Annotated in this window: 29 protein-coding genes and 3 tRNA genes; 3 read left to right on the top strand and 29 right to left on the bottom strand. The window is 62.2% G+C overall.

Annotated features, from left to right (window positions below; genetic code table 11):
• Positions 1–15: 15 nt before the first annotated feature.
• Both ETQ85_RS00400 and ETQ85_RS00395 read left to right on the top strand, forming a co-directional pair.
• Complete coding sequence (locus tag ETQ85_RS00400; protein ID WP_148577147.1) at positions 16–1023, top strand: NAD(P)/FAD-dependent oxidoreductase; 1008 nt, start codon at positions 16–18, stop codon at positions 1021–1023.
• A gap of 90 nt (positions 1024–1113) precedes the next feature.
• Positions 1114–2676: an ATP-binding protein gene (locus ETQ85_RS00395; protein ID WP_246128560.1), complete on the top strand. Its 1563-nt coding sequence runs from the start codon at positions 1114–1116 to the stop codon at positions 2674–2676.
• A gap of 392 nt (positions 2677–3068) precedes the next feature.
• Here the strand turns inward: ETQ85_RS00395 and ETQ85_RS00390 are convergent.
• The 20 genes from ETQ85_RS00390 to rpoE form a co-directional block, all read right to left on the bottom strand.
• Positions 3069–3144 (bottom strand) — tRNA-Gly (locus ETQ85_RS00390).
• A gap of 13 nt (positions 3145–3157) precedes the next feature.
• Positions 3158–3231 (bottom strand) — tRNA-Cys (locus ETQ85_RS00385).
• Between the two features lie 40 nt (positions 3232–3271).
• Positions 3272–3347: transfer RNA gene (locus ETQ85_RS00380), tRNA-Gly, on the bottom strand.
• Positions 3348–3406: 59 nt separating this feature from the next.
• The gene (gene pgsA, locus ETQ85_RS00375) at positions 3407–3979 is read right to left on the bottom strand and encodes a CDP-diacylglycerol--glycerol-3-phosphate 3-phosphatidyltransferase (RefSeq protein WP_148577146.1); all 573 of its coding nucleotides are present in this window, start codon (positions 3977–3979) and stop codon (positions 3407–3409) included.
• Between the two features lie 15 nt (positions 3980–3994).
• A complete protein-coding gene (uvrC, locus tag ETQ85_RS00370; RefSeq protein WP_246128572.1) occupies positions 3995–5731 on the bottom strand; it encodes an excinuclease ABC subunit UvrC in 1737 nt (578 codons plus the stop codon).
• Between the two features lie 83 nt (positions 5732–5814).
• Positions 5815–6852, bottom strand: coding sequence for a beta-N-acetylhexosaminidase (gene nagZ, locus ETQ85_RS00365; protein ID WP_246128559.1), 1038 nt, complete (start codon positions 6850–6852; stop codon positions 5815–5817).
• Positions 6849–7226: a holo-ACP synthase gene (gene acpS / locus ETQ85_RS00360; RefSeq protein ID WP_148577144.1), complete on the bottom strand. Its 378-nt coding sequence runs from the start codon at positions 7224–7226 to the stop codon at positions 6849–6851. Before acpS ends, nagZ begins: the two co-directional genes overlap by 4 nt.
• Entirely contained in the window at positions 7223–7984 is a 762-nt protein-coding gene (locus ETQ85_RS00355; RefSeq protein WP_148577143.1) for a pyridoxine 5'-phosphate synthase, read from the bottom strand. Before ETQ85_RS00355 ends, acpS begins: the two co-directional genes overlap by 4 nt.
• Entirely contained in the window at positions 7981–8718 is a 738-nt protein-coding gene (gene recO, locus ETQ85_RS00350; protein WP_148577142.1) for a DNA repair protein RecO, read from the bottom strand. Before recO ends, ETQ85_RS00355 begins: the two co-directional genes overlap by 4 nt.
• Before the next feature lie 18 nt (positions 8719–8736).
• On the bottom strand, positions 8737–9645 hold the full coding sequence (gene era, locus ETQ85_RS00345; protein ID WP_148577141.1) for a GTPase Era: 909 nt from the start codon (positions 9643–9645) through the stop codon (positions 8737–8739).
• On the bottom strand, positions 9645–10313 hold the full coding sequence (gene rnc / locus ETQ85_RS00340) for a ribonuclease III (protein WP_148577140.1): 669 nt from the start codon (positions 10311–10313) through the stop codon (positions 9645–9647). The genes era and rnc overlap by 1 nt, the downstream gene beginning before the upstream one ends.
• 10 nt (positions 10314–10323) lie before the next feature.
• Positions 10324–10698 carry a DUF4845 domain-containing protein gene (locus tag ETQ85_RS00335; RefSeq protein ID WP_148577139.1) on the bottom strand — a complete coding sequence of 125 codons (375 nt, stop codon included), beginning with the start codon at positions 10696–10698 and terminating at the stop codon, positions 10324–10326.
• The gene (gene lepB / locus ETQ85_RS00330; protein WP_148577138.1) at positions 10698–11486 is read right to left on the bottom strand and encodes a signal peptidase I; all 789 of its coding nucleotides are present in this window, start codon (positions 11484–11486) and stop codon (positions 10698–10700) included. Before lepB ends, ETQ85_RS00335 begins: the two co-directional genes overlap by 1 nt.
• A gap of 31 nt (positions 11487–11517) precedes the next feature.
• The gene (gene lepA, locus ETQ85_RS00325) at positions 11518–13311 is read right to left on the bottom strand and encodes a translation elongation factor 4 (protein WP_148577385.1); all 1794 of its coding nucleotides are present in this window, start codon (positions 13309–13311) and stop codon (positions 11518–11520) included.
• 68 nt (positions 13312–13379) lie between these two features.
• A complete protein-coding gene (locus ETQ85_RS00320) occupies positions 13380–13631 on the bottom strand; it encodes a glutaredoxin family protein (RefSeq protein ID WP_246128558.1) in 252 nt (83 codons plus the stop codon).
• Positions 13621–15051: a DegQ family serine endoprotease gene (locus ETQ85_RS00315; protein WP_222862021.1), complete on the bottom strand. Its 1431-nt coding sequence runs from the start codon at positions 15049–15051 to the stop codon at positions 13621–13623. Before ETQ85_RS00315 ends, ETQ85_RS00320 begins: the two co-directional genes overlap by 11 nt.
• Entirely contained in the window at positions 15051–15509 is a 459-nt protein-coding gene (locus ETQ85_RS00310) for a SoxR reducing system RseC family protein (protein ID WP_148577136.1), read from the bottom strand. The genes ETQ85_RS00315 and ETQ85_RS00310 overlap by 1 nt, the downstream gene beginning before the upstream one ends.
• Positions 15509–16474: a MucB/RseB C-terminal domain-containing protein gene (locus ETQ85_RS00305; RefSeq protein ID WP_148577135.1), complete on the bottom strand. Its 966-nt coding sequence runs from the start codon at positions 16472–16474 to the stop codon at positions 15509–15511. Before ETQ85_RS00305 ends, ETQ85_RS00310 begins: the two co-directional genes overlap by 1 nt.
• The gene (locus tag ETQ85_RS00300) at positions 16471–17013 is read right to left on the bottom strand and encodes a sigma-E factor negative regulatory protein (RefSeq protein ID WP_148577134.1); all 543 of its coding nucleotides are present in this window, start codon (positions 17011–17013) and stop codon (positions 16471–16473) included. The genes ETQ85_RS00305 and ETQ85_RS00300 overlap by 4 nt, the downstream gene beginning before the upstream one ends.
• 4 nt (positions 17014–17017) lie before the next feature.
• Positions 17018–17617 carry an RNA polymerase sigma factor RpoE gene (gene rpoE / locus ETQ85_RS00295; protein ID WP_148577133.1) on the bottom strand — a complete coding sequence of 200 codons (600 nt, stop codon included), beginning with the start codon at positions 17615–17617 and terminating at the stop codon, positions 17018–17020.
• A gap of 216 nt (positions 17618–17833) precedes the next feature.
• Here rpoE and nadB point away from each other — a divergent pair, with 216 nt between their 5' ends.
• On the top strand, positions 17834–19423 hold the full coding sequence (gene nadB, locus ETQ85_RS00290; RefSeq protein WP_148577132.1) for an L-aspartate oxidase: 1590 nt from the start codon (positions 17834–17836) through the stop codon (positions 19421–19423).
• On the opposite strand, the gene ETQ85_RS00285 is transcribed toward nadB, so the two are convergent.
• The 9 genes from ETQ85_RS00285 to ETQ85_RS00245 all read right to left on the bottom strand — a co-directional run bounded on the left by ETQ85_RS00285 (position 19420) and on the right by ETQ85_RS00245 (position 25911).
• Positions 19420–19854: a protein YgfX gene (locus ETQ85_RS00285; RefSeq protein WP_148577131.1), complete on the bottom strand. Its 435-nt coding sequence runs from the start codon at positions 19852–19854 to the stop codon at positions 19420–19422. The two genes, nadB and ETQ85_RS00285, sit on opposite strands and share 4 nt — an antisense overlap.
• A 30-nt stretch (positions 19855–19884) precedes the next feature.
• Positions 19885–21120, bottom strand: coding sequence for a beta-ketoacyl-ACP synthase II (gene fabF / locus ETQ85_RS00280; RefSeq protein ID WP_148577130.1), 1236 nt, complete (start codon positions 21118–21120; stop codon positions 19885–19887).
• A 17-nt stretch (positions 21121–21137) separates the two neighbouring features.
• Entirely contained in the window at positions 21138–21377 is a 240-nt protein-coding gene (acpP, locus tag ETQ85_RS00275; protein WP_148577129.1) for an acyl carrier protein, read from the bottom strand.
• Positions 21378–21464: 87 nt separating this feature from the next.
• Entirely contained in the window at positions 21465–22214 is a 750-nt protein-coding gene (gene fabG, locus ETQ85_RS00270; protein ID WP_148577128.1) for a 3-oxoacyl-ACP reductase FabG, read from the bottom strand.
• Complete coding sequence (gene fabD, locus ETQ85_RS00265; protein WP_148577127.1) at positions 22211–23146, bottom strand: ACP S-malonyltransferase; 936 nt, start codon at positions 23144–23146, stop codon at positions 22211–22213. Before fabD ends, fabG begins: the two co-directional genes overlap by 4 nt.
• A gap of 33 nt (positions 23147–23179) precedes the next feature.
• On the bottom strand, positions 23180–24145 hold the full coding sequence (locus tag ETQ85_RS00260) for a beta-ketoacyl-ACP synthase III (protein WP_148577126.1): 966 nt from the start codon (positions 24143–24145) through the stop codon (positions 23180–23182).
• Complete coding sequence (gene plsX, locus ETQ85_RS00255) at positions 24142–25155, bottom strand: phosphate acyltransferase PlsX (RefSeq protein ID WP_148577125.1); 1014 nt, start codon at positions 25153–25155, stop codon at positions 24142–24144. Before plsX ends, ETQ85_RS00260 begins: the two co-directional genes overlap by 4 nt.
• Positions 25156–25233: 78 nt before the next feature.
• Positions 25234–25413, bottom strand: coding sequence for a 50S ribosomal protein L32 (rpmF, locus tag ETQ85_RS00250; protein ID WP_148577124.1), 180 nt, complete (start codon positions 25411–25413; stop codon positions 25234–25236).
• A 21-nt stretch (positions 25414–25434) separates the two neighbouring features.
• Positions 25435–25911, bottom strand: coding sequence for a YceD family protein (locus ETQ85_RS00245; protein WP_222862008.1), 477 nt, complete (start codon positions 25909–25911; stop codon positions 25435–25437).
• Between the last annotated feature and the right edge of the window lie 41 nt (positions 25912–25952).

The following is a 25952-nucleotide window of genomic DNA, read 5'->3' as shown; positions in this document are numbered from 1 at the left end:
TTGTCCAGGACAAAAATGAAAAATACACCCAAAATAGCCATCGTTGGCGCCGGAATTGCAGGATTGTCCTGCACAAAAAGACTGAAGGACGCCGGCCTTGATACCGTTCTGTTCGACAAGAGCCGAGGCCCTGCCGGGCGCATGAGCACCCGCCGCGGTGATGACTGGCAGTGCGACCATGGCGCTCAGTACTTCACTGCCCGCGATCCCGCGTTTCGGGCAGAAGTCGCCCGCTGGCAGGCGGCCGGGGTGGCTGATCTGTGGCAACCGCGCCTCGCCATACTTGGCGGGGCAGAAACCCGCGAACCGGATCAGGGTCACGAACGCTTTGTCGGCGTTCCGCGCATGACGGCACCGGCACGCCATCTAGCCGATGGCTTGCCCCTGAGCGCACAAACCACCATCCAGACATTGCACTGCGGGCCGGACGGCTGGTGCCTGTCCTCCATCGAACAGGGCGTACTGGCGACCCGCTTCGATGCCATCCTGCTAGCCGTCCCCGCTCCCCAGGCGGAGCCCCTGCTACGCGTGCCGGCTCCCCGATTGGCAGCCCTTGCCGGACGTGCCGTGATGCGCGGGAGCTGGGCGCTGATGCTGCGCTACGATGCCCCCCTCACGCTCGCGTTTGATGCGGCTTTCGTCAACGCCGGCCCGCTACGCTGGGTCGCCCGCGACAACAGTAAACCGGGGCGCGGCCCCCAGGAAACCTGGCTGCTCCACGCCTCGGCCACCTGGAGCGAGGCGCACATCGAGGACAGCCCGGAAGCCGTGGCGGCCGCTCTCCTGCAGGCCTTCATCAAACTCGGCGCCCCTGCCCCGCAAGCATGGACAGCCCACCGCTGGCGCTACGCCGACACCGAACCGGCTCTGGACAACGTGTGTGCGTGGGACGCAGACCTTCGCATCGGGCTGTGTGGCGACTGGCTGAATGGCGGCAAGGTGGAAGGCGCCTGGCAGAGTGGTCAGAGGCTGGCAGAACAGCTCATGCAGTCCTTGGCGTGGCCTGGGAACACTTCGCCTTGATACGGACTCAGGACAAGGGGACGTCCTGCCGTTAAGCTGCGCTCTGGCGACGATGGGTCGCCACCCAGCTCCTCGCCCGCCATGACAGAAATGCTTTCAACAAGCACCGCCAACTTGCGCGCCGTTCCACAGCTCATCCGCGAGCGGCGCTGGTGGCTGCTGCCCCTGGTGCTGTGGGGGATCATTGTTGCGCTGTCCCTCGAACTGCAGATCGATAAAATTCGCGAGCAGTCCACGCAGGTAGCCATCGAGGGCGCGCGCAACATGTTCCGCATGGTGATGCTGACCCGCAACTGGAATGCCAGCCATGGCGGAGTGTATGTGCCCGTCACTCCGGAAACCCCGCCAAACCCCTATCTGGAACACTCCCGCCGCGACATAACGACCACTGACGGGGTGGCGATGACGATGGTCAACCCGGCCTACATGACGCGCCTCATCGCCGGCATGGCAGCCTCGGACGGCGGCGTGGTGTTCCGCCTTACCAGCCTGCGACCGATCCGCCCAGCCAACATGGCGGACGACTGGGAGCGCCGCGCCCTTGAGGCCTTTGAGCATGGCGAAAAGGAGACGATGGGCACAGAGCCCAGCCCTCACGGCACAATTTTGCGCTATATGGCACCGCTGCTGGTGCAGGAAAGCTGCCTGGCCTGTCATGCCAAGCAAGGCTACAAGGCCGGCGATATTCGCGGTGGCCTCAGCGTGTCGCAAAGCTATGCCCCCGTCCAGGCAGCCACCCGCGACGGCATCCGGCAGACCACGCTGGCCCACGGCACCGCGTTTTTGCTCGTTCTGGCGGTCAGCTGGGGGCTCCTCGAACTGCTGCGCCGTCGCTGGTTCGAACTGGCGGGCAAGATGCGTGAGCTGGAAGAGGCCCACGGACAGTTGCTGCAATCGGAGAAAATGGCCTCTATCGGCGTACTCGCCGCAGGTGTTGCCCACGAGATCAACAACCCGGTCGGCTTCGTCAACTCCAACCTGGGCACACTGAAAACCTACACCGACGAACTGATCACGCTGCTGGAGGCGTGCCGAACCGGCAAGGCTACGGAAGCCGATTTCGTCGCTGTCGAATTCGATTACCTGAAAACCGACAGCGCCGACCTGATTCGCGAATCCCGCGACGGACTGGAACGGGTCCGCAAGATCGTCGCCGACCTGAAGGACTTCTCGCGGCTCGACCAGGCCGAATGGCAGGAGGCCGACCTCAACGCCGGTATCGAATGCACCCTCAACGTAGTCTGGAACGAGCTCAAGTACAAAGCCGAGGTCGTGCGCGAATACGATCCCGAGCTACCGAAAGTGCCCTGCCTTCCGGCCCAGATCAACCAGGTCATCATGAACCTGCTGATCAACGCAGCCCACGCCATCGACGAACGGGGCACCATCACCGTACGCAGCGGCCACGATACCCAGTGGGCCTGGATCGAGATAGCCGACACCGGCCACGGCATGCCACCCGAAGTGCTGAAGCGGATCTTCGACCCCTTCTACACGACCAAGCCGGTCGGCAAGGGGACGGGCCTGGGCCTGTCGATCTCCTACGACATCGTCAGCAAGCACGGCGGACGCATCGACGTGAGCAGCAAGCCGGGAGGCGGCACTACCTTACGGGTGAATTTGCCGCTGATCGCCGCCGACATGGGCAGATAAGCCACAGAGAGTACCGCCCCCCACCCCCGCAAAACCCGCCTCCAGCTCCTGCTCATCCATCAAGAACCACCCGCCCATGAGCGGAGCGTCCGGAATGAACAGGAGCCGCTCCCAGCCCTCCAGCAGACGGGCTGCAAAACCCCGCATCAAAAAGCCGCCCGGCGGCCTGCGCAAACCGTTGTATTTCCTTCGCATCACCGCACCCTCCAGAACTGCACACACCCCTTCCCGGGCCTGACACCAGCATGGAGAGTGCGCATGACAGGGGAGTGACGAAAGCTTTTCGGAACGGAGACAAGGCGCTGGACAGAGCCTGCAGAGGGAGTCCGGATAAAATCGACAAACACAAACAAAACGGGGAAAGCGATAATCGCTTTCCCCGTTTCTACATCTGGAGCGGCAGAAGAGTCTCGAACTCTCGACCTCAACCTTGGCAAGGTTGCGCTCTACCAACTGAGCTACTGCCGCTTTAATCTACACCTGGAGGCGCGAGCCGGAGTCGAACCGACCTACACGGATTTGCAATCCGGTGCATAACCGCTTTGCTATCGCGCCGTAAAACAAGCGGAAAAGCAACGCTTTTCCTGGAATTCCTTGGAGCGGCAGAAGAGTCTCGAACTCTCGACCTCAACCTTGGCAAGGTTGCGCTCTACCAACTGAGCTACTGCCGCTCTCGACAGACCGCCATTATAGGCAATAATTTTAGTTTGTCAAACAAAACCTGAAAATTTCAACGACTGCGCTTCATCAACTCCGGCCAGGCACAGCGCATGTAGTACCCCATGGACCACAGGGTCAGCACCGCAGCCACGTAGATCAGCACCGTTCCCAGCCCCATGCTGTCGAAACCTGCCAGCGGTGCCTGAAAAAGCAGTAACGGAATCGCTGACATCTGGGCCGCCGTCTTCAGCTTGCCGACGAAGGCTACCGCCACGCTCCCCGACGCCCCCACCTTGGCCATCCACTCCCGCAGTGCAGAGATGGTGATCTCGCGTCCGATGATGACCAGCGCGATGAGGGAATCCACCCGCCCGAGGTGCACGAGGATGATCAGCGCCGCCGCAACCATGAGCTTGTCGGCCACCGGGTCGAGAAAGGCGCCAAAAGCCGATGTCTGGCCCAGGGAGCGGGCCAGGTAGCCATCAAACCAGTCGGTCACTGCCGCCACGACGAAAGTCAGGGTCGCCACCAGGTTCTTGTCCTGGGCCGGGATCCAGCTTTCCGGCAGGTAGTAGATCCCGACAAAAAAGGGGATCAGGGCAATGCGTGCCCACGTGAGGGAGTTCGGAATATTGAAAAGCATGTCGGCGGTCGCTGGCTATCGCAGCGAATTGTATATCTGTTCAGCAAGCACGCGGTTGATGCCGTCGACACGGCACAGATCTTCGACCGTGGCATTGCGCACGCCCTCGATACCGCCAAAGGCCGCGAGCAGCTTGCGGCGACGGGTCGGACCGACACCGGCGATGTCTTCGAGGCGCGAAGTGTTGCGCGTCTTGGCCCGCCGCGCACGGTGCCCGGTGATCGCAAAGCGGTGCGCCTCGTCACGGATCTCCTGGATCAGGTGCAGCGCCGGCGCGTCCGGGCGCATGTGCACAGGCTCGCGGCCATCGGGAAAGACCAGCTCTTCCAGCCCCGGTTTGCGGCTTTCGCCCTTGGCCACGCCGAACATGGTGATCGTCTCGAGGCCCAGTTCGGCGAGCACCTCTTTGGCCACGCCCATCTGCCCCTTGCCGCCGTCAATGAGGATCAGGTCCGGGCGCACGCCCTCCCCGGCCGCCACCTTTTCGTAGCGTCGGGTCAGGGCCTGGCGCATGGCAGCATAGTCGTCACCGCCGGTGATGCCGGTGATGTTGTAGCGACGGTATTCGGACTTCTTCATGGCCTTGCCGTCCCACACCACACAGGAAGCCACTGTCGATTCGCCCATGGTGTGCGAGATGTCGAAGCATTCGATGCGGTTCGGCGTGTCGGCCAGCCCCAGCGCGTCGCGCAAGGCATCGAGACGCTGCTCGCCGCGGGCGGACTCTTGCTCACGGGCCAGCAAGGCGAGGCTGGCGTTGTTCTCGGCCATGCCCATCCAGGCGCGCTCGTTTTCGTAGCGGGCAGTCATCACGCCGACCTTGCCGTCCACCACCGCATCAAGCGCTTCCTTGACCGCCACCGGCTCGAGATTGACGAGGATCTTGCCCGGCAGCGGGTGATCCAGGTAATGCTGCTCGACGAAGGCCACCAGCGCGTCAAGGGGATCGCAGCCCTGGGCATTGCTCGGAAACAGCGGCCGGTCGCCCAAATGGCGCCCGCCGCGAATCATCGCCAGGTTGACGCACACCATGCCGCCCCGCTCCACCGCGGCCAGCACGTCCACGTCCTCGTCCTTGGCGCTCTCGACGAACTGCTTGTGCAGCACCGCCTGCAGGTTGCGGATCTGGTCGCGATACGACGCCGCCTGCTCGAAGGCGAGCTTGTCGGAAGCCTCCTGCATGCGCCGGGACAGATCGTCGATGACATCGCCGTGGCGGCCGTTGAGAAACAGGCTGGCCAGCTGCACGTCGGCGGCGTAAGCCTCTTTGTCGATGAGGCCCACGCAGGGCCCGGTGCAGCGCCGGATCTGGTGCAGCAGACAGGGCCGCGAACGGTTGCTGAAAGTGGTGTCTTCGCAGGTGCGCAGGCGGAAAATTTTCTGCATCAGGTGCAGGCTCTCGCGCACCGCCCACGAGTTGGGGAATGGCCCGAAGTAGCGCACGCCTTTGTGAAAGCCGCCGCGATGGTAAAAAATCTGCGGAAAGTCGCCCCCGGACAGGGCGATGTAGGGATAGGACTTGTCGTCACGGAAGAGGATGTTGTACTTCGGCCCGAGACTCTTGATGAGGTTGTTCTCGAGAATCAGCGCCTCGGCCTCGGAACGCGTGGCGGTGGTATCCACCCGGGCAATCTGCCCGACCATGATGGCGATGCGCGGGCTCAGCTGGGTGCGCTGGAAGTAGGACGAGACGCGCCGCTTGAGATTCTTGGCCTTGCCGACATACAGCACCGACTCGTCGGCGCCGATCATGCGATAGACGCCGGGCTCCTCGGTGAGGCTGCGCAAGAAATCCCTGGCGTCGAAAGTCACGGGAGCGCGGATCGGAGGCGGGTTCAGGCCAGCGCCAGCACGCTCTCGCGGGCGGTGCGATACGGCGCCCAGCCGGCCAGCGTAGCCGGGTCGGCCGGTGCCGTGCCCGGGCGCGGCCGCAGCGCGGCGATGCGCTTGCTGCTGTCGGCGCTCACTGCAGGCTGCCAGCCGTCGAGCAGTTCAACGGCAAAATCGGGCCGGTTGCACACCAGCACCATGTCGCAACCGGCACTGTGGGCCGCTTCGGCGCGGGCCACGATGCCACCGGCGACGCTCGCCCCCTCCATGGTCAGATCGTCGCTGAAGATCACGCCTTCGAAACCCAGCTTGCCGCGCAGGATTTCCTGCAACCAGAAAGCCGAGAAGCCCGCCGGACGCGGCTCGATGTTCTTGAAGATGACGTGCGCCGGCATCACCCCGCCCAGCTCGCCGGCGAGCAGGCGGAAGGGCTGCACATCATCCTTCCAGACCTCGTCGAAGGAGCGCAAATCGACCGGAATCGCCACGTGGGAATCCGCCTCGACCGCCCCGTGACCGGGGAAGTGCTTGCCCACCGCACGCATGCCGACGTCCGCCAGGCCGGCCACCACAGCGCGAGCCAGCTCGGTGGCAACCAACGGATCGCGATGGAAGGCCCGGTCGCCGATCACGCTGCTGACGCCGTAATCCAGGTCCAGCACCGGCGCGTAGCTCAGGTCGACACCGTGGGCGCGCAGTTCTGCCGCCAGCACGAAGCCGGCGTGACGGGCTTGCTGCTTCGCCGCCTCCGGGTCGGCCGACCAACCCTCGCCCAGCCGGCGCATGGCCGGCAGACGGGTGAAGCCGTCACGGAAGCGCTGCACGCGGCCGCCTTCGTGGTCCACGGAAATCAGCAATTCCGGCCGTGCAGCGCGGATCGCCGTGGTAAGCGCACGCAACTGTTCCGGCTCGGCGTAGTTGCGGGCAAACAGGATCACTCCGCCGACCAGTGGGTGCTGGAGAATCTCGCGCTCTTCCGAGGTGACTTCATAGGCAGCCACGTCGAGCATGACGGGGCCAGGATGGGCGTAGGAAGTCTTCATGGCTTTTCAATGACGGCAAAGGCGACGACGTAGTCGGTTTCGTCGGACAGACTCAAATGGGCAACGAGGCCGCGCTCCTGCATGTAGGCAGCAAGGGACGGCGAAAATTCAAACAGTGGCTTGCCGAGGGCGTCATGAGCGACACGCACCGCGTGCAGCGTGGCCGGCGCCGCAACGCCGGTGCCGAGGGCCTTGCCGAAAGCCTCCTTGGCCGCAAAACGCTTCGACAACAAACGGGCCGGGTCGCGGGCCTGCTCGAAGGCGGGCCGCTCGGACACATCAAGGATGCGCTCGGCGAAGCGCGCACCGTGGCGCGCCAGGGCCTCGCCCATGCGCGCCACGCGCACGATGTCGGTGCCGACGCCGTGGATCATGCGCGCGGGCCGCGGTCCGCGGCTTCCCGCATCAGGCGCTTCATTTCGCGTACGGCTTCGCGCAAACCGGTGAACACCGCACGGCTGACAATGGCGTGGCCGATGTGCAGCTCACGAATGCCGGGCAGGCGCGCGATGGGCTGGACGTTGTAATAGTTGAGGGCGTGGCCGGCGTTGAAACGCAGGCCCAGGCCGAGAATCGTCTCGCCAGCGCGGGCGATCTTGTCGATCTCGACCAGCACCGCCGGGCTTTCTGCATCGCGACCCGCCGCATGGAAGGCGTGGGCGTAGGGGCCGGTATGGATCTCGCAGACTTTCGCACCGATGCGCGCAGCAGCTTCGATCTGGGCGATGTCGGCATCGATGAAGACGCTGACGACGATGCCCCGCTCCGCCAGGCGCGCAACCGAATCCTTCAGGCGTGCCTCCTGGGAGACGATGTCGAGACCGCCTTCGGTGGTCACCTCATGGCGACCTTCCGGTACGAACATGGCCATCTCGGGCTTCAGTTCACAGGCGATGCCGACCATCTCGTCGGTGGCCGCCATCTCGAGGTTGAGCTTGATCTGGGTAAGTTCGCGCAGCTTCTTCACATCCGCATCCTGGATGTGGCGGCGATCCTCGCGCAGGTGCACGGTGATGCCATCGGCACCACCGAGGTGGGCTTCCACCGCGGCCCATGCGGGATCGGGCTCCCAGGTACGGCGCGCCTGGCGCAGGGTGGCCACGTGGTCGATGTTGACGCCGAGTTCGATCAAGACGGATCTCCGGGAAAGGCAAAAAGTTCGGTAAAGACGCGGCGGGACTGGAGTACCTGTCCGCCAAGATAATGCTGGATGAGCCGGCGCATCAGCGCCTTGCTCTGGGCCAGGGTTTCCGCGTCGCGGAAATCGCCGCAGGCCATGTCGAGAAGGGTCTTGCCGCTCACCACCGAGGGGTCGTCGATGCCGTATTCGTCCAGCGACACGGCGCCCTGTTCAATTATATAAGCGTAGTGTCCGTCGGGCCGCACGGGCACGCCGTCGGCATCCGCATCCAGGCACAGGCCGTAGCCAAGCTCCTGCAGCAGGGCCAGCTCGAAGCGGCGCAGTACGACTTCCTGGGATTCGTTGGCAGCCAGCGCGCGCAGCGCCTCGCCGTAAGCCCGATGCAACTCCGGATGGGAATCCTCCCGGGGCATCAGGCGCATCAGGAGTTCATTGGCGTAATAGGCACACAGCAGGGCCTGACCGCCGAGCAGGGGCTGGCCGCCCAGCCATTCGGCGCGAACGAGGGTTTTCATCTCCCCGCCGCCGCTCCAGTCGATCAACAGCGGCTGAAAAGCCATCAACACGCCGCGCAGTTGCGACATGGGACGCCGGGCGCCCTTGGCCACCAGGCCGATGCGACCGAAGTCCCGGCTGAAGACCTCGACGATGAGGCTGGTTTCCCGGTAGGGATAACTGTGCAGCACGAAGCCCGGCTGCTGATCGACGCGCTGCCTGGCACTCACGACAGGGCCGGCCAGGGATCAGTCGTAACCAAGGCTCTTTAGCGCCCGCTCGTCGTCGGCCCAGCCGCTCTTCACCTTCACCCAGACCTCAAGGAAGACCTTGGAGTCGAAGAGCTTTTCCAGTTCGACACGCGCTTCGGAAGCGATGCGCTTGAGGCGTTCGCCGCCTTTGCCGATGACCATCGCCTTGTGGGGCGCCTTGTCGACGATGATCGCCGCACTGATGCGCCGCATGCCGGCCTCGGCCTCGAACTTCTCGATCTCGACAGTCATGCCGTAGGGCAGCTCTTCACCCAACTGGCGGAAGAGCTTTTCGCGCAGAAATTCGGAAGCCAGGAAACGCTCGCTACGGTCGGTGATGTCGTCCGCGTCGAAAATCGGCTCGCCCTCGGGCAGGTAGGGTGCGGCCGCCTTCAGGAGCTGGTCGGTATTGCGGCCCTTCTCGGCGCTCACCGGCACGATCTCGGCGAACGGGAAAACCTCGCTCATACGCTGCATGAAAGGCAGCAGGCGCCCCTTGTCTTCCAGCAGATCGACCTTGTTGATCACCAGCACCACCTTGGCCTCCGGCGGCAGCAGCTTGACCACCTGCTCGTCCTCGGGGCCGTAGCGGCCGCTTTCGATGACGAACAGAACCAGGTCCACGTCTGCCAGCACCTGGGTGACGGTGCGGTTCATCGCCCGGTTGAGGGCATTCTTGTGACGCGTCTGGAAGCCCGGGGTGTCCACGAAAATAAACTGGGACTGCCCCTCGGTGAGCACGCCGGTAACCCGGTGACGAGTGGTCTGGGCCTTGCGGGAAACGATGCTGATCTTCTGCCCGATCAGGCGATTGAGCAGCGTGGACTTGCCCACGTTGGGGCGCCCGACGATGGCGACGAAGCCGGTACGAAAAGACTTGTCGGCAGCGGAATTGGATTCGGTCATTACTTTGGCAATAGTTCCAGCGCCGCCTGAGCGGACTGCTGTTCGGCAGCGCGGCGACTCACGCCGATGCCGCGGGTCTTGAGGCCAAGGCCGGTGATTTCACACTCGACCTCGAATTCCTGCTGGTGCGCTTCGCCGCGGGTATTGGCGAGGGAGTAACGGGGCAGCGGCATGCGCCGCCCCTGAACCCATTCCTGCAGGGCGGTTTTCGGATCTTTCAGGGCGCGGGCCGGATCGAGCTCGGCGATGGACGATTCGTAAAGCCGGTCGATGACCGCCTTGGCGGTTTCAAAACCGGCGTCCATGAAGACAGCGGCGAAGATCGCCTCCAGCGCATCGGCCAGAATGGACGGACGGCGATGCCCGCCGCTCTTCAGTTCACCCTCGCCAAGACGCAGGTAGTCGCCCAGCTTCAGTCCATCGGCCAGACGATGCAGGGCCTCCTGACGAACGAGGTTGGCACGCAAACGGGACAGATCACCTTCGCGCAATTCGCCAAAGCGCCCGAACAGGGCCATGGCCGTCACGCAATTGAGGACGCTATCGCCGAGAAACTCCAGCCGCTCGTTGTGGGGCGAGCCGAAGCTGCGATGGGTCAGGGCCTGCTCCAGCAACTCGGGACGGACAAACCGATACCCAAGCGCCTGCTGCAAAACATCCAGCTTCATGGGAAAACGCTTATCGGCCACCTGGTGCAGTCGATACAGAAAAATCGATGAGGAGGCTGACGTTGGAAACCAGATGCACCTTGCGGGAATAATCCACCGAAATCACGATTTGTCCGTTTTCCTTGGTGATGTCGAGATCCGTTGCAGAGATCGAACTGATGTCATCCACGATAGCCCGCTTTGTAAAAGCGAAGCGCAACTGGGGAACTGTCGCTGTCTGGGGGTCGGCGCCACTGGCCACGGCGGCAATCGCTCGCCGGATCCCGAAATACTCTGAGATGACGGGAATCAGCTTGAGCCCGACGAGCAGGACTGCGGCAAGGATGCCCCCGACCAGCAACACCCCGATAAGGCTAAGACCCGACTGACTCTTTTTTGTCATCATCAATGGAAGCTGCCGATCCGTTTCAGGTCACTGAAATTGAACCAGATGAAAAATGCCTTGCCGACGATATTCTCTTCCGGGACAAAACCCCAGCCCCGGCTGTCGAAACTGCCGTCCCGATTGTCACCCATCATGAAATAGTGCCCCGCAGGCACTGTGCAAGACACACCGCGGCTAGTATAGGTGCAGTTATCGCGGAAAGGATACGGGGTAGTCTGGGAGACAAACGCCGGCGATTCATTCTCAACGATGATCTTGTGTTCAATCTCGCCAAGCTTTTCCGAATAACGTGGCGAGAAGTACAGCCGGTCAGCATGCAGGTAGTCGCCATCGGCCTTCTGAGCCATTTCGACACCGTTGATGGTGAGCTTCTTGTCGAGGTACTCGACCCTGTCGCCCGGCAAACCGACCACACGCTTGATGTAGTCAAGCGACGGATCGCCGGGGAAGCGAAAGACCATGACGTCACCACGCTGCGGCTCGTTGATCGCCACGATCTTCTTGTTGATCACCGGCAGACGAATGCCGTAGGTCCACTTGTTAACCAAGATGAAGTCGCCCACCAGCAGGGTCGGAATCATCGAGCCCGACGGAATCTTGAAGGGCTCGACGAGAAACGAGCGCAGGCTGAAGACCACCAGGATCACCGGAAAAAAACTGGCGCCGTACTCCACCCACCAGGGGGACTTGGCCCCGACGCCACGCCGCTTGCTGGCGACGAAACGATCCAGCGCCCACAAGACGCCACTGAAAACCAGCAAGGTAAAAAGAATCAACGCAAAATTCACGCGAGCGCCCCTACTATCAGTTTGGTGCCGGTCATTTTTCGTCCACCCGCAGTACAGCCAGGAAGGCCTCCTGCGGAATTTCCACGTTGCCGACCTGCTTCATGCGCTTCTTGCCCTCTTTCTGCTTCTCGAGGAGCTTCTTCTTCCGCGAAATGTCGCCACCATAACACTTGGCCAACACATTCTTGCGCAGGGCCTTGATGGTTTCCCGGGCCACGATATTGGAGCCGATGGCCGCCTGGATCGCCACATCGAACATCTGGCGCGGGATCAATTCGCGCAGCTTGGCGACCAGATCACGACCACGATACTGGGAGTTGGCCCGGTGCACGATGATGGACAGCGCGTCGACCTTCTCGCTGGACACCAGCACATCGAGCTTCACCAGATCGGCGGCGCGGTATTCCTTGAACTCGTAGTCGAGGGACGCATAGCCCCGCGACACGGACTTCAGCTTGTCGAAGAAGTCCATCACCACTTCATTCATGGGCATGTCGTAGATCAGTTGAACCTGGCGGCCGTGATAGAGCATGTCCACCTGCGAACCACGCTTCTGGTTGCACAGGGTGATCACGGCCCCCACGTATTCCTGCGGCAGGAAGATGACGGCCTTGATGATCGGCTCGCGCACCTCCTCCACCTTCGACAGGTCGGGCAACTTGGACGGATTGGAGATCTGCTCCACCGTCCCGTCCTTCATGAGCACCTCGTAGATCACGGTCGGCGCCGTGGTGATGAGGTTCATGTCGAACTCGCGCTCCAGGCGCTCCTGCACGATTTCCATGTGCAAGAGGCCGAGGAAGCCACAGCGGAAGCCGAAGCCGAGTGCCTGGGATACTTCCGGCTCAAACTGCAGCGAGGCATCGTTCAGACGCAGCTTTTCGAGGGACTCGCGAAGCTGGTCGTATTCGTTGGATTCCACCGGATACAGGCCGGCGAACACCTGCGGCTTGATCTCCTTGAAACCCTCGAGCGCCTTGACCGCCGGCTTGTTGGCCAGGGTGATGGTGTCACCCACCTTGGCCGCCTTGAGTTCCTTGATGCCGGCAATGATGAAACCCACCTGACCGGCCGACAGGGTTTCCCGCTGCTGGGACTTGGGAGTGAACACGCCGACCTGCTCGCACAACTGCTGCACGCCGGTGGACATGAACATGATCCTGTCCTTGGGCTTGAGCGTGCCATCGACAACCCGGACGAGCATCACCACGCCAACGTAGTTGTCGAACCAGGAGTCGATGATCAGCGCCTTCAACGGGCCATCCGGATCCCCCTTGGGCGCCGGAATGCGCGCGATGACCGCTTCAAGGATGTCCTCGACGCCCATGCCGGTCTTGGCCGAACAGGGAATCGCGTCGGTCGCATCAATGCCGATCACGTCCTCGATTTCCTGGCGGGCTCCCTCCGGATTGGCCTGGGGCAAATCCATCTTGTTGAGGACCGGCACCACCTCGACGCCCTGTTCCAGCGCCGTGTAGCAGTTGGCTACGGTCTGCGCCTCGACGCCCTGGGATGCATCGACGACCAGCAGGCCGCCTTCGCAGGCCGCCAGCGATCGGGAGACTTCATACGAGAAGTCCACGTGCCCCGGAGTGTCGATCAGATTGAGGTTGTAGACCTGGCCATCGCGGGCGCGGTAACTCAGCGCAGCCGTCTGGGCCTTGATGGTGATACCGCGCTCACGCTCGATGTCCATCGAATCCAGCACCTGGGATTCCATCTCGCGAGCGGAGAGGCCTCCGCACAGCTGGATGATCCGGTCGGCCAGGGTAGATTTACCGTGGTCGATGTGGGCAATAATCGAAAAGTTTCTGATGTGTTGCATTTGGGCCATGAAAAAGGGTGCCGGAGGGCACCCTGATAAATTTTGTTTGCCTGGCAAAGACTTGCATTCTAACCGATACGCTGAAAATGAGCACGGACAGCGATTTCGTCGAGGAAGTAATGACAGATTTCTGTTTCTCCGGCCAGCACGACCGGCACCTTTTCACTCCATAGCGCTTCCAGTTCCGGAAACGCATCCACATCCAGCACATCCACAGTAAAACCGAGCTCTTGCTGCAGGGGCGCAAGCGCATCCAGCAGGTCATGGCACAAATGGCACCATTCCCGGCTCAACACGGTCAGTTGGCGTTCAGCGCTCAAGGGTTCGGAGGGGCACAAAAGTCTGCAGATCGCCACGCAGGACCAGCAGGGTAACCGTCTGCCCGACATCCAGCCCGGCCACCAGGCGATTGAACTGATCCACGCCACGAATATCCGTGCGCACCCCCTTGCTCACCAGTGCCAGAATGGCATCGCCTGACTGGATCTCCGATGCCTTTGCAGAGGCACTGCGCACCGCATCCACCACCACCCCGCCGGAGGCAAAGCGCCCATCCCGTCGCTGCTCGAACGTAGGCTCGACGACCAGGATGCCCAGCTTGTTGGGCGAGGCGTCGGGCCGACTCAGCCTGGCCGCAGTCTTGCGCACCTTCTCTTCAGGCAACTCCGCCACCACGACCGCCAGATCCTTCAGCGCTGCCTTGCGCCACACCTGGAGCGACACCTTGCTGCCCGGTCGCGTACTGCCGACGATTCGCGGCAAGTCTCCCGAAACAGTCACCGGACGATTGTCGAAGCGCAGGATGATGTCGCCCTGCTCAATCCCCGCCTTGTCGGCCGGACTGCCCTTCTCCACCGAACTGACCAACGCCCCCACCGGCTTGCCCAGCGTGAAACTGTCAGCAAGCTCCCGCGACACTTCCTGGATGGCCACGCCGATCCGCCCGCGCTGGACCCGACCACTGCTGCGGAGCTGGCTTTGAACCTCCATGGCCACATCGATGGGAATCGCAAACGAGAGTCCCATGAACCCGCCAGTACGGCTGTAGATCTGGGAATTGATGCCCACCACTTCACCCTTCATGTTGAACAGGGGTCCCCCCGAGTTACCGGGATTGATCGCCACGTCCGTCTGGATGAAGGGCACAAAATTTTCCTGGGGCAGGGAACGCCCCTTGGCGCTGACAATACCGGCAGTCACCGAGTTCTCAAAACCGAACGGAGAACCGATGGCCATGACCCAGTCACCGACACGCAGCTTTGCCGGATCACCCAGACTGACTTTGGGCAGACCGGCCGCATCAATTTTGAGCAGCGCCACATCACTGCGTGCATCCGTGCCCATAAGGCGCGCCCGAAACTCCCGCTTGTCGGTGAGTTTGACGATGATTTCATCGGCGCCATCAACCACGTGGGCATTGGTCAGCACATAGCCGTCGGCCGAGACGATAAAGCCGGAACCCAGCGAGCGATTGTCCGGCTCCATGCGGGGCGCCCCCGGAGTGCGCGGCACGAAACGCCGGAAAAAGTCGAACATCGGATCGTCTTCTTCCAGACTCGGCACACCGGAACGGCCCTGCTTGCCGGACTGGGTCGTACTGATGTTCACGACTGCCATGCCAGAGCGATCGGCAAGATCGGCAAAGTCCGGCAAATCCCGCGCCCAAACGGGCAGGGACGAGAGCAGCGAGACACACAGGCCGCACAGGGCAGCAATACGTAAAGCACGCACGAAAGCCATCATCGTCCGCACTCCCCACCTGCAGAAACGGCACCCTTTTCAAGCCGCAAGGGCAGCTCGGCACTCTTCGCCCATCCTGTACGACCGCGCCCGAGCAAAATAGCCGCCAGGCAACCGGCCACCGCGCCAATGGTCGCCGACAGATCAACGCTGTCGGCCGACGCCACGGCCGTCCCCAGCGCTGCGCCCGCAATCAGGCCCAGCACAGGAAACGCATACGCAAACAGGGCCCCCCTCAAGGGAACCCCCTCCTCGACCACAACCCCCACCTGCTCGCCGGGACGGGCGTTGATCTCGTTGCGTACCCGCACAGCCCGGCTGCTGGAGCCAAAAGGTTTCGCGATATTCACGCCACCGCAGCCACCCGGCTCCTGACAACGCCCACACCCCTGGGCGACAGACACGTCCACCCAGGCATAACCGTCTTCAATCCGCTGCACCACACCATTGACCCGCATCAACGCTTCCGCATCTCCACGCCATCGGCAATCCTGACAAGAGCCTGGGACGGCACTTCACCCAACACAGTGATCAGGTGATCGGCCACCGCGCGGCGGAAGATGTTAAAGGCGCCCGACGAACTCAGACCGCTCTGGACATTGCCCCTGGCAGGCATCGGCTCGATAAAAACCGAAATCGCCGCCAGACCGTCGGAGAAAACCACGTGATAGGCCTCACCGCGCTCCTTGCGAGCCTGACGCACGACGGAAACCACCTGACGAAAGCCGGGAATCGTATTCCTGAACACCCAGCCGGTATCTTCGACCTTCACATCACTGCCACGCGCATTGACCACCTTCCAGTCCGCCCCGGGCACGAAGTGGGGCTTGACCTTTTCCTTGTCGAAAGGGGCGCCAACCTGGACCTCGGTGAAGGTGAACTGTTCAACACTCTCACCTTTCTCGCCGATCAAACGAGCCCGCAGCAGCAGCCCGGACCCCGTATCCGCCCAGAACTGGTGACCAAATCGCATGTCATCCCTGGGTTCCAGAATGATCTGCTGGCTCTCCATTCCGGCCACCCGGACCACTTCCCCCTTGCGGATCCGGTAATACTCGACAAGCGCGCTGGGAGACTGGGGCAGACGGGCCGGAAAGCTGCGCCGGGCAGCTGACTGATCGACAATCAGCAATTTCTGCTCGGGGAGGAAGCACCGCACTTCCTCATTGTTGCGGACAACCTCCCGCGGACTGCCGTCCAGCGCCTCCAGCCTCTCGTATTCCCCGTTGGCATCAACCAGGTGAGCAATCCGGGAAGTTTCGACGCTCTTGCCGCTCTGATAGGTGAAAGTCCCGGTGTAATTGAGCTTGTGCGCCGCGCTGGAGATTCTTCCGAGCCAGCTCAGCGGATCGGTAGGCACCTGCGCCAGAGCCGACCCACACGAGGCAAACAAGACCGCCACAAAGCAGAAAAAACGCTTCATCGCTCGCCGGCCACGCGGCTATCCGAAACGGTCCGAACGTAGAGCGCAACACCCGGCATCGCGGCCGATGGCGCCATCGCCTGATGGGCAAACAGGTATTCGCGCTCGGAGGGCTCTGCGGAGACGGCCGCCACCCGGGCAATCCTGGAAGGATCCACCGCCGCCACGGCAACGGCAGGCGTCTTGGCCCGTGCCACCAGCAGGTTTTGCGGATCAGCACCATTCAGCGCCATCGCCACCCAGCCCACCGCCGCAACCCCCATCACGGAAGCCGCGATCGGCATGAAATGACGAACCCATCCGCCACTCGCCTCCCGCTTGACCGGCGCCAGAACCGTAGGCTCATCCTCCAGACACAACATCACCTTGCTGGTGAAGTCCGACGACAGAACTTGCTCATCCCGCAGCACATCCCCAATGAGACAATAACTCTCCCACTTCTGGCGGAGCGCGCCATCCCGTTTCAGGGATTCGAGCATCCGGGACGAGACCTGCTCTTCGAGCGCGCCGTCCAGCAGGGCAGAAACCTTCTCTTTCATCGTCTTACCACCTCTTGTTCGGAGCCGTATCGAGCAACGGCTTGAGCTTTTCAGAAATTGCTTCCCGCGCACGGAAAATCCGTGAGCGAACCGTACCGATCGGGCACTCCATGATCGCGGCGATCTCCTCGTAGCTCAGGCCCTCGATCTCACGCAGCACGATCGCTGTCCTCAACTCCTCAGGCAGAGCCTCCATCGCCACATTCACCGTTTCCCCGATCTGCTTCGTCATCAGGAGACGTTCAGGCGTATTGATATCGCGAAGCTGGTCTCCCTCCTCAAAGGTTTCGGCTTCCTCAGAATCGAATTCGGTCGTAGTGGGCGCTCGGCGGCCCTGGGATACAAGGTAATTCTTGGCGGTATTGATCCCGATCCTGTAAAGCCAGGTGTAAAAAGCGCTGTCTCCCCGGAACGACGGCAGGGCCCGATAAGCCTTGATGAACGTTTCCTGGGCAACATCCTCCACTTCGGCAGGATCTCGGATCAATCTCGACAACAGTCGGCCGAGCTTGCGCTGATACTTCGTGACGAGCAGGCCAAATGCCTGTTTGTCACCGCGCTGGACACGCTCGACCAACAGTTGGTCAATTTCGCGATCGCTCATGGTCGGGGAACGTATATACCTTTGTTGTCGTGGCCCGGACGGCCACAGACCACGGAGTATACCCCGAGAGCCCGTCAATCCTTTCCAAAGTACCTGCTAGACCCCCCCATCGCCGTATAGTTCAGTCGCGCAAAGGGTTTTGCAGGCTTCGGCAGCGGGAACACCCCATGCTATAGTCGCCCCTCCCCAATATCGCCCTCTGTGGCAACCCTCGAAGTGACCGCTTTTGATGTCCTCATCCTTGGCAGTGGCCTTGCCGGACAGTCCCTTGCGCTGCGCCTCGCAGACAAACTCAAGGTTGCCATTGTTACCAAGCGAAGCCTGGAGGACAGCGCCAGTGCCTGGGCCCAGGGCGGAATCGCCGCCGTGCTCGATCCGGCAGACAGCACCGAAGCCCACGTGGCAGACACCCACACGGCCGGCGCCGGCCTGTGCTCCGATGAAACCACCCGTTTCGTCATTGAGAACGCCCCCCGCGCCATCCGCTGGCTGATCGATCACGGCGTTCCCTTCACCGGCGATGCCAGCTCACCCACGGGCTACCACCTGACTCGCGAAGGCGGACACGGTCACCGACGCATCATCCACGCAGCAGACGCCACCGGCGCCGCCGTACAGGCCACGCTCACCGAGCAGGTCCGCGCCCACCCTGGCATCACCGTCTTCGAACAGCACATTGCGGTCGACCTGATCACCGGCGCCAAAGTCGGCCAACCCGAAGAAGGCTGCCTCGGGGCCTACGTGCTCGACATCGTCAACGACGAAGTGCGCACCTTTGCCGCCCGCCACACGGTGCTGGCGACCGGCGGCACCTGCAAGGTCTACCTGTACACCACCAATCCGGACACCGCCACGGGTGACGGCGTCGCCATGGCCTGGCGAGCCGGCTGCCGGGTTGCGAACATGGAGTTCATCCAGTTCCACCCGACCTGCCTGTACCACCCGCAGGCCAAGTCCTTTCTGATTTCCGAAGCGGTGCGGGGCGAAGGCGGACTACTGCGCCTCCCGGATGGCACCCGTTTCATGCCGGGACACGACAGCCGCGAAGAACTCGCGCCTCGCGACGTGGTTGCCCGGGCCATTGACTTTGAAATGAAGAAGCACGGCCTCGACTGCGTCTTCCTCGACATCAGCCACAAGCCAGCCGACTTCCTCAAAGAGCACTTTCCCAACATCCTGGCCCGCTGCCTGGAGCTGGGTATCGACATCACCCACCAGCCGATTCCGGTTGTGCCGGCCGCCCATTTTTCCTGTGGAGGCATCGTTACCGACCTGCGCGCCCGCACCGACGTGCCCGGCCTCTACGCAATCGGCGAAACCGCGTGCACCGGCCTCCACGGCGCCAACCGCCTGGCCAGCAACTCCCTGCTCGAATGCCTCGTATTCGGCGAAGCGGCTGCCAACGACATCCTGGCCACCACCCGCCCACTGGCCGACAACCTGCCCCAGTGGGATGAAAGCCGGGTCACCGACTCCGACGAAGCCATCGTGATCTCCCATAACTGGGACGAGCTGCGCCGCTTCATGTGGGACTACGTCGGCATCGTGCGCACCAACAAGCGCCTGCAGCGCGCCCAGCACCGCATCCGCCTGCTGGCCCGGGAAATCGAAGAGTTCTACAGCAACTTCCGGGTGTCGAACGATCTGATCGAGCTGCGCAACCTGGTTGTAACCGCCGACCTGATCGTCCGCAGCGCCCTCAAGCGCAAGGAAAGCCGCGGACTCCACTTCAGCCGTGACTACCCCGAAACACTGCCCAAGGCTCGGGACACAGTGATTCGTCCCAGCCGCAACACCGGCATCTAAGCCTGCCCGGGCCCGGCAGCTTGCGGCCGGGCCCTCAAGCGGGCCCAGACCTGGAGTTCACGCCAGGCAGCAGGCGACAACTGGTCGCGCAGAATCAGCAGTACACCCCGCCGGGCCACATCCTCTTCACGCCAGGCCAGCCAGATCGCCCACGGGAACACCACAGTGGACGGCTGCGGGATGACCAGCACTTCACGGCGACCGCCATCCGGCTCCAGCACCAGGACACCCTCCTCCGCAAGCCCCAGCCGACCGCCCCCTCGCCGGGCCAAATGCCATGCGTGAACCAGCGACAGCGCCAACAAGCCCATCGCCGATGTGGCCTGCCAGCTCCAGCCAAACCCCAGCACAAATGAAAAAGCCGCCGCGACATGCAACCCGGTCAAAATGACCGGAAGCAGCCGCGACGGCTTTAATTCAATAACGATCACGAAGCACGGCCCTCCGTGCAATCCGCCTCGTCAGAGCTTGCGGAACACCAGCGTACCGTTGGTGCCACCGAAGCCGAAATTGTTCTTCATTGCGATGTCGATCTTCATCGGACGCGCCACGTTTGCGCAGTAATCCAGATCGCACTCAGGGTCCTGATCGAAGATATTGATCGTCGGCGGGGAGACCTGGTGATAAATCGCCAGAGCCGTAACCACAGACTCGAGACCACCGGCACCACCAAGCAGGTGACCGGTCATCGACTTGGTGGAGTTAACCACCAGCGACTTGGCCACATCGGCACCGAAAGCCAGCTTGATCGCCTCGGTTTCGTTCTTGTCGCCCAGCGGCGTGGAGGTGCCGTGTGCGTTGAGATACTGAACCTCGTCCGGATTGACGCCGGCATTCTTCAGCGCATTGACCATGCTGCGACGGGGGCCGTCAGTATCCGGTGCGGTCATGTGGTAGGCATCACCACTCATGCCGAAACCGGAAATCTCGGCATAGATGCGGGCGCCACGCTTGACCGCATGCTCGTACTCTTCGAGCACCAGCACGCCAGCGCCTTCGCCCAGAACAAAGCCGTCACGGCCCTTGTCCCACGGACGGCTGGCCGTAGCCGGATCATCGTTGCGGGTAGACAGCGCCTTGGCCGAAGCAAAGCCACCAACCGCCAGCGGAGTCACCGTGGATTCGGAACCGCCACACACCATCATGTCGGCATCGCCGTACTCGATCATCCGGGCGCTCATGCCGATCGCGTGCAGACCCGTGGTACAGGCCGTCACCACGGCCAGGTTGGGCCCCTTGAGACCGAACATGATCGACAGATTGCCGGAGATCATGTTGATGATCGTGCCGGGAATAAAGAAGGGGGAAATCTTGCGCGGACCACCGGCGAGGAAATCGTCATGGGTTCCCTCGATCATCGGCAGACCACCAATGCCCGAACCGATGTTGACACCGATCCGATGGGCATTGGCTTCTGTCACCTCGATCCCCGAGTCGCGAAAGGCCTGGATGCCGGCAGCGATGCCGTAGTGGATGAAGCCATCCATACGGCGAGCTTCTTTCGGCGACAGATAGGCGCCAATGTCAAAGCCCTTCACCTCACCGGCAATCTTCACCGGGAAGGAGGAAGTATCAAAGCGGGTTATCTCACCGATGCCGGAACGACCATTGAGAATGGCGTCCCAAGCTTCAGGCACAGTATTACCGACCGGCGAAATAACGCCAAGGCCGGTTACAACGACTCTACGACGGGTCAAGGCAGGCTCCGGGAGTCTTACTTCTTGAGATGGGCGGAGACGTAGTCGATCGCCTGCTGAACGCTGGTGATCTTTTCAGCTTCTTCGTCAGGGATTTCGCACTCGAACTCTTCTTCCAGGGCCATCACCAGCTCGACGGTATCGAGGGAGTCGGCGCCCAGATCGTCCACGAAGGACGAGTCAGTCTTGATTTCGGATTCGTTAACGCCGAGTTGTTCGGCAACGATTTTCTTGACGCGCTGTTCAATATTTTCCATGTGCTAACTCCTTCCCAGATTGTGCGGGTGAATTCAAAAACCCCCGCATTCTACCAAAAACGCGCACCCTCGCCAGCTTGGCGAGATTTACGCCATGTACATGCCACCGTTTACGTGAAGGGTAGCACCCGTCACATAAGTGGCTGCGGGGGAGGCCAGAAACCCCACCACCGCGGCAATCTCTTCCGGCTTGCCGAGTCGGCCAAGGGCAATCTTGCCCTGCAGCGCCTCGCGCTGGGCCTCGGGAAGCTCTTTCGTCATGTCCGTATCGATGAAACCCGGCGCCACACAATTGACCGTGATGTTGCGGCTGCCGAGTTCCTGGGCCAGCGCACGGGTCATGCCCGCCACACCAGCCTTGGCGGCCGCATAGTTGGCCTGCCCCGCATTGCCGGAGCTGCCGACCACCGAGGTGATATTGATGATGCGGCCGGTACGGGCCTTCATCATGCCACGCATGACCAGCTTGGACATGCGGAAGACAGCCTTGAGATTGGTGTCGATCACCGCATCCCATTCGCTGTCCTTCATGCGCATGGCCAGATTGTCTCGCGTAATGCCGGCGTTATTCACCAGGATGGCGACCGGGCCGAGGCCCTTTTCGATTTCTCCGATGAGTGCCTCACAGGCCTCCGGACTGGTCACATCAAGAGCCAGACCGCGGCCGGCAACACCCGCGGCCTCGAGGCCGGCCTGAATGTCGGCAGCGCCGGCTTCAGATGTGGCAGTACCCACCACCGTCGCGCCCATGCGGCCCAGCTCAAGGGCAATCGCCCGACCAATACCACGCGAGGCACCGGTCACCAGCGCAACTTGCCCCTGCAAATCCTGACTCATGCTGCCCCCGTTGTCTTCAGCGTTTCCTCAAGGCTGGCGGCATCGGCAATCGCGCCACCCACCAGGCTACCCTCAATGCGCTTGGTCATGCCGGCCAGCACCTTGCCAGGACCGCACTCATAAACATTGGTCACGCCACGGCGGGCGATTTCCTGCACCGTCTCGATCCAGCGCACCGGCGAGTAAGCCTGACGCACCAGCGCATCCTTGATGCGGGCAGGCTGATCTTCAACCGCCACATCCACGTTGTTCAGCACGGGAATCGACGGCACCTTCACGTCGATGTCGGCCAGACGCAGCTGCAGGCGTTCGGCGGCCGGCTTCATCAGCGCGCAATGGAAAGGCGCACTCACCGGCAACAACACCGCACGCTTGGCGCCACGCGTCTTGGCAGCCAGCATTGCCCGTTCGACGGCAGCACGCGAACCGGCAATCACGATCTGGCCGGGAGAATTCAGGTTGGCGGCAGAAACCACCTCGCCCTGAGCAGCTTCGGCACAGGCTTCAATCGCGGCAGCCTCATCGAGGCCCAGCAGCGCCGCCATGGCACCCTCACCCTGCGGAACCGCTTCTTGCATGGCCTGGGCACGCAAGCGCACCAGTTTGACGGCTTCCTGGAAGTCCAGGGCGCCGGCGGCGACGAGCGCCGAATATTCGCCCAGGCTATGCCCGGCAACCAGCGCCGGCACGGCACCGCCACGGGCGATCCACTCACGATACACCGCAATGCCGGCGGTCAGCATCAGCGGCTGGGTATTCACCGTCTGGGACAACAACTCGGCCGGGCCGTCCGCCACCATCCGCCAGAGATCCTCGCCAAGCGCATCGGAAGCTTCGGTAAAGGTCTGGCGGATCACCACCGACTCGCCATAGGCGGCCATCATGCCGACCGACTGGGAGCCTTGCCCCGGAAAGACAAAAGCAAAATTCATCGTCGCTTACCTTTTAGTGCCTGTGACAGGTTCTCAGAATTCGAGGAGCACCGCGCCCCACGTAAAACCACCGCCCACCCCTTCCAGCAGCAGCTTTTGCCCGCGCTGGACGCGACCGTCCCGAACGGCCAGATCGAGGGCCAGCGGAATCGAGGCTGCCGACGTGTTGCCGTGCTGGGCAACGGTGGCAATGACCTTCTCCATTGGCACACCCAGCCGCTTGCCAGTCGCCTGCAGGATGCGCATGTTGGCCTGATGGGGGATCAGCCAGTCCACGTCACCCATCGTGAGGCCGGCCTGCTCGACCACTTCGCGGGCAACCTCGCCCAGCACCTTCACGGCGAACTTGAAGACGGCCTGACCGTCCATGCGCAGAAAAGGATCGCCGATGACGACACCACGGTTGATCTGCCCGGGAACGCTCAGAATGGGGCTGTGGCTGCCATCTGCATGCAGCGCTGTGGCGAGAATGCCCGGCCGCGCGGAGGCTTCCAGAACCACCGCACCGGCACCGTCGCCGAACAGCACGCAGGTCCCACGATCATTCCAGTCGAGAATGCGCGAGAAGACCTCGGCCCCCACCACCAGCGCCCGCTTGTTACTGCCCGAGCGGATGAATTTCTCGGCAGTTGCCAGCGCATAGGCAAAGCCTGTGCAAACAGCCTGCAGATCGAAGACCGCCCCGCCGTTGGTGATGCCCAGGCGCGCCTGCAGCAGTGCTGCGGTACTCGGAAAAATATAATCGGGCGTCGACGTGGCAACGATGATGAGATCGATGTCGGACGGCTGGCAGCCGGCCGCCTCGATCGCCCGCACGCTCGCCTCGTAGGCCAACTGGCTCGCGGTGACGTCCGGCTCGGCAAGGTGACGCATGCGAATGCCGGTGCGCTCGGCGATCCACTCATCGGAGGTCTCGATACCGCGCGCAACCAGATCATCATTGGTTACAGGCTTGCCGGGCAGGAAACTGCCTGTCCCGGCGACTCGTGCATAGATCATGCCGCCGACCTTTCGCGTTCCATTCGTTCGGTGATGCGCTCGATGAGACGATTACGCGCAGCCTCGGCCGCCCGCCAGATAGCCTGCTCGAAGGCGAAGGCATCGGCTGAACCGTGACTCTTGACCACCACACCGCGCAAGCCAAGCAGGCTGGCACCGTTGTAGCGGCGGGAATCGACCTTGTGTTTGAAGCCCTTCAGGGCCGACATCGCAAAGATGGCCGCCAGCTTGGTCATCCAGTTGCGGGAAAACTGTTCGCGCAGGAAAGTCGCCAGCATCTGGGCGAGACCTTCCGACGTCTTGAGTGCAACGTTGCCGACAAAGCCGTCGCAGACGACTACATCCACCGTGCCCTTGTAGATGTCGTTGCCTTCGACATTGCCGTAAAAATTGAGCCCGCTCTTGCGGAGCAGCTCGCCGGCTTGCTTGACCGTCTCGTTGCCCTTGATTTCTTCTTCGCCGATATTGAGCAGACCAACGCTCGGCCGTTCATTGTGCTCTACGGCCGCAACCAGCATGGCCCCCATGATGGCGAACTGCAGCAGATGCTCGGGCGAGCAATCGACGTTGGCCCCCAGATCGAGGACGTGCGTCTGCCCGCGCAGGGTCGGCAGCGTGCTGCAGATGGCCGGGCGGTCAATACCGGGAAGCGTCTTGAGAACAAAACGGGAGATGGCCATCAGCGCGCCGGTATTGCCAGCCGACACGGCAGCCTGGGCGTCGCCCGACTTGACCAGATCGACAGCAACACGCATGGACGAGTCTTTTTTGCTGCGCATGGCCTGAGCTGGCGGCTCATCCATACCAACAACTTCAGACGCCCGATGGACGCGCAGGCGCTCTCCGAATTCGGCAAGTGCCGTACCCAGATGCGGTTCGATAGCTTCCGTACGCCCGACGAGAATTATTCGGGCTTTACGGTCGGCCCGCAGAAAATGCAGGGCGGCCGGTATGGTCACCGAAGGGCCGTGATCGCCCCCCATGCAGTCAATAGCGAGGGTGACAGTCATTCGGCACAGGAATAAGGAGACATGTATAAAAACGGCGCGAGCACCCGAAGGCGTCGCGCCGCTTCCAGACCGGGGAGATTACTCGCCCTTGGCCTTGGCAACCTTCTTGCCACGGTAGAAGCCGGAAGGCGACACGTGGTGACGCAGGTGCACTTCGCCGGTGGTCGGCTCGATGGCCAGCGGGGGCGCAACGAGGAAATCGTGGGAACGGTGCATACCGCGCTTGGACGGGGACTTCTTGTTCTGTTGGACAGCCATGAAACACTCCTTGAGGAATACTTAAACCTTGCCGCGCAACTGGCGCAGAACGGCGAAGGGCGAAATCTCATCATCAACACCGGCCTTGACCGGTGGTTCGCAATTTTCGTGGCGTGGCACCAGGGGCAAGGCGAGCAACACTTCGTCCTCCACCAAAGCCAGCAGATCGGTCAGCGGCTCCACCTCCAGGGCGTCTACCGCATCATTCTCCAGCTCGTTCTCCGGCAATTCCTCACCGGAGCGCAGCAGCAGGAGACGATTCTGCACATTACAGGGCCACACCATAGCCTCAAGACAGCGCTGGCACTGCAACACCAGGTCACCCTGGATCTGCAGATCGACGTAGAGTTTCCCCTCGTCGTCACGCTCACCCTGAAACTCGAAAGTCACGGTACCAACCGGCTCCAGCAGGGACTCGACCAAACGGCCGAGACTCTCCACCGGAACCGTGCGGTGCACACGACCTCCGTCTTTGGCTAACGCCTGCAGATCAATCACGAAGCTTTCTTGCGACATAAGCGCGGCATGATATTATTTTC

Source organism: Zoogloea oleivorans (assembly GCF_008107625.1).
Classification (GTDB): Bacteria; Pseudomonadota; Gammaproteobacteria; order Burkholderiales; family Rhodocyclaceae; genus Zoogloea; species Zoogloea oleivorans.
Note: the sequence above shows the minus strand (reverse complement) of the source record. Positions and strands in the feature narration are given on the sequence as shown.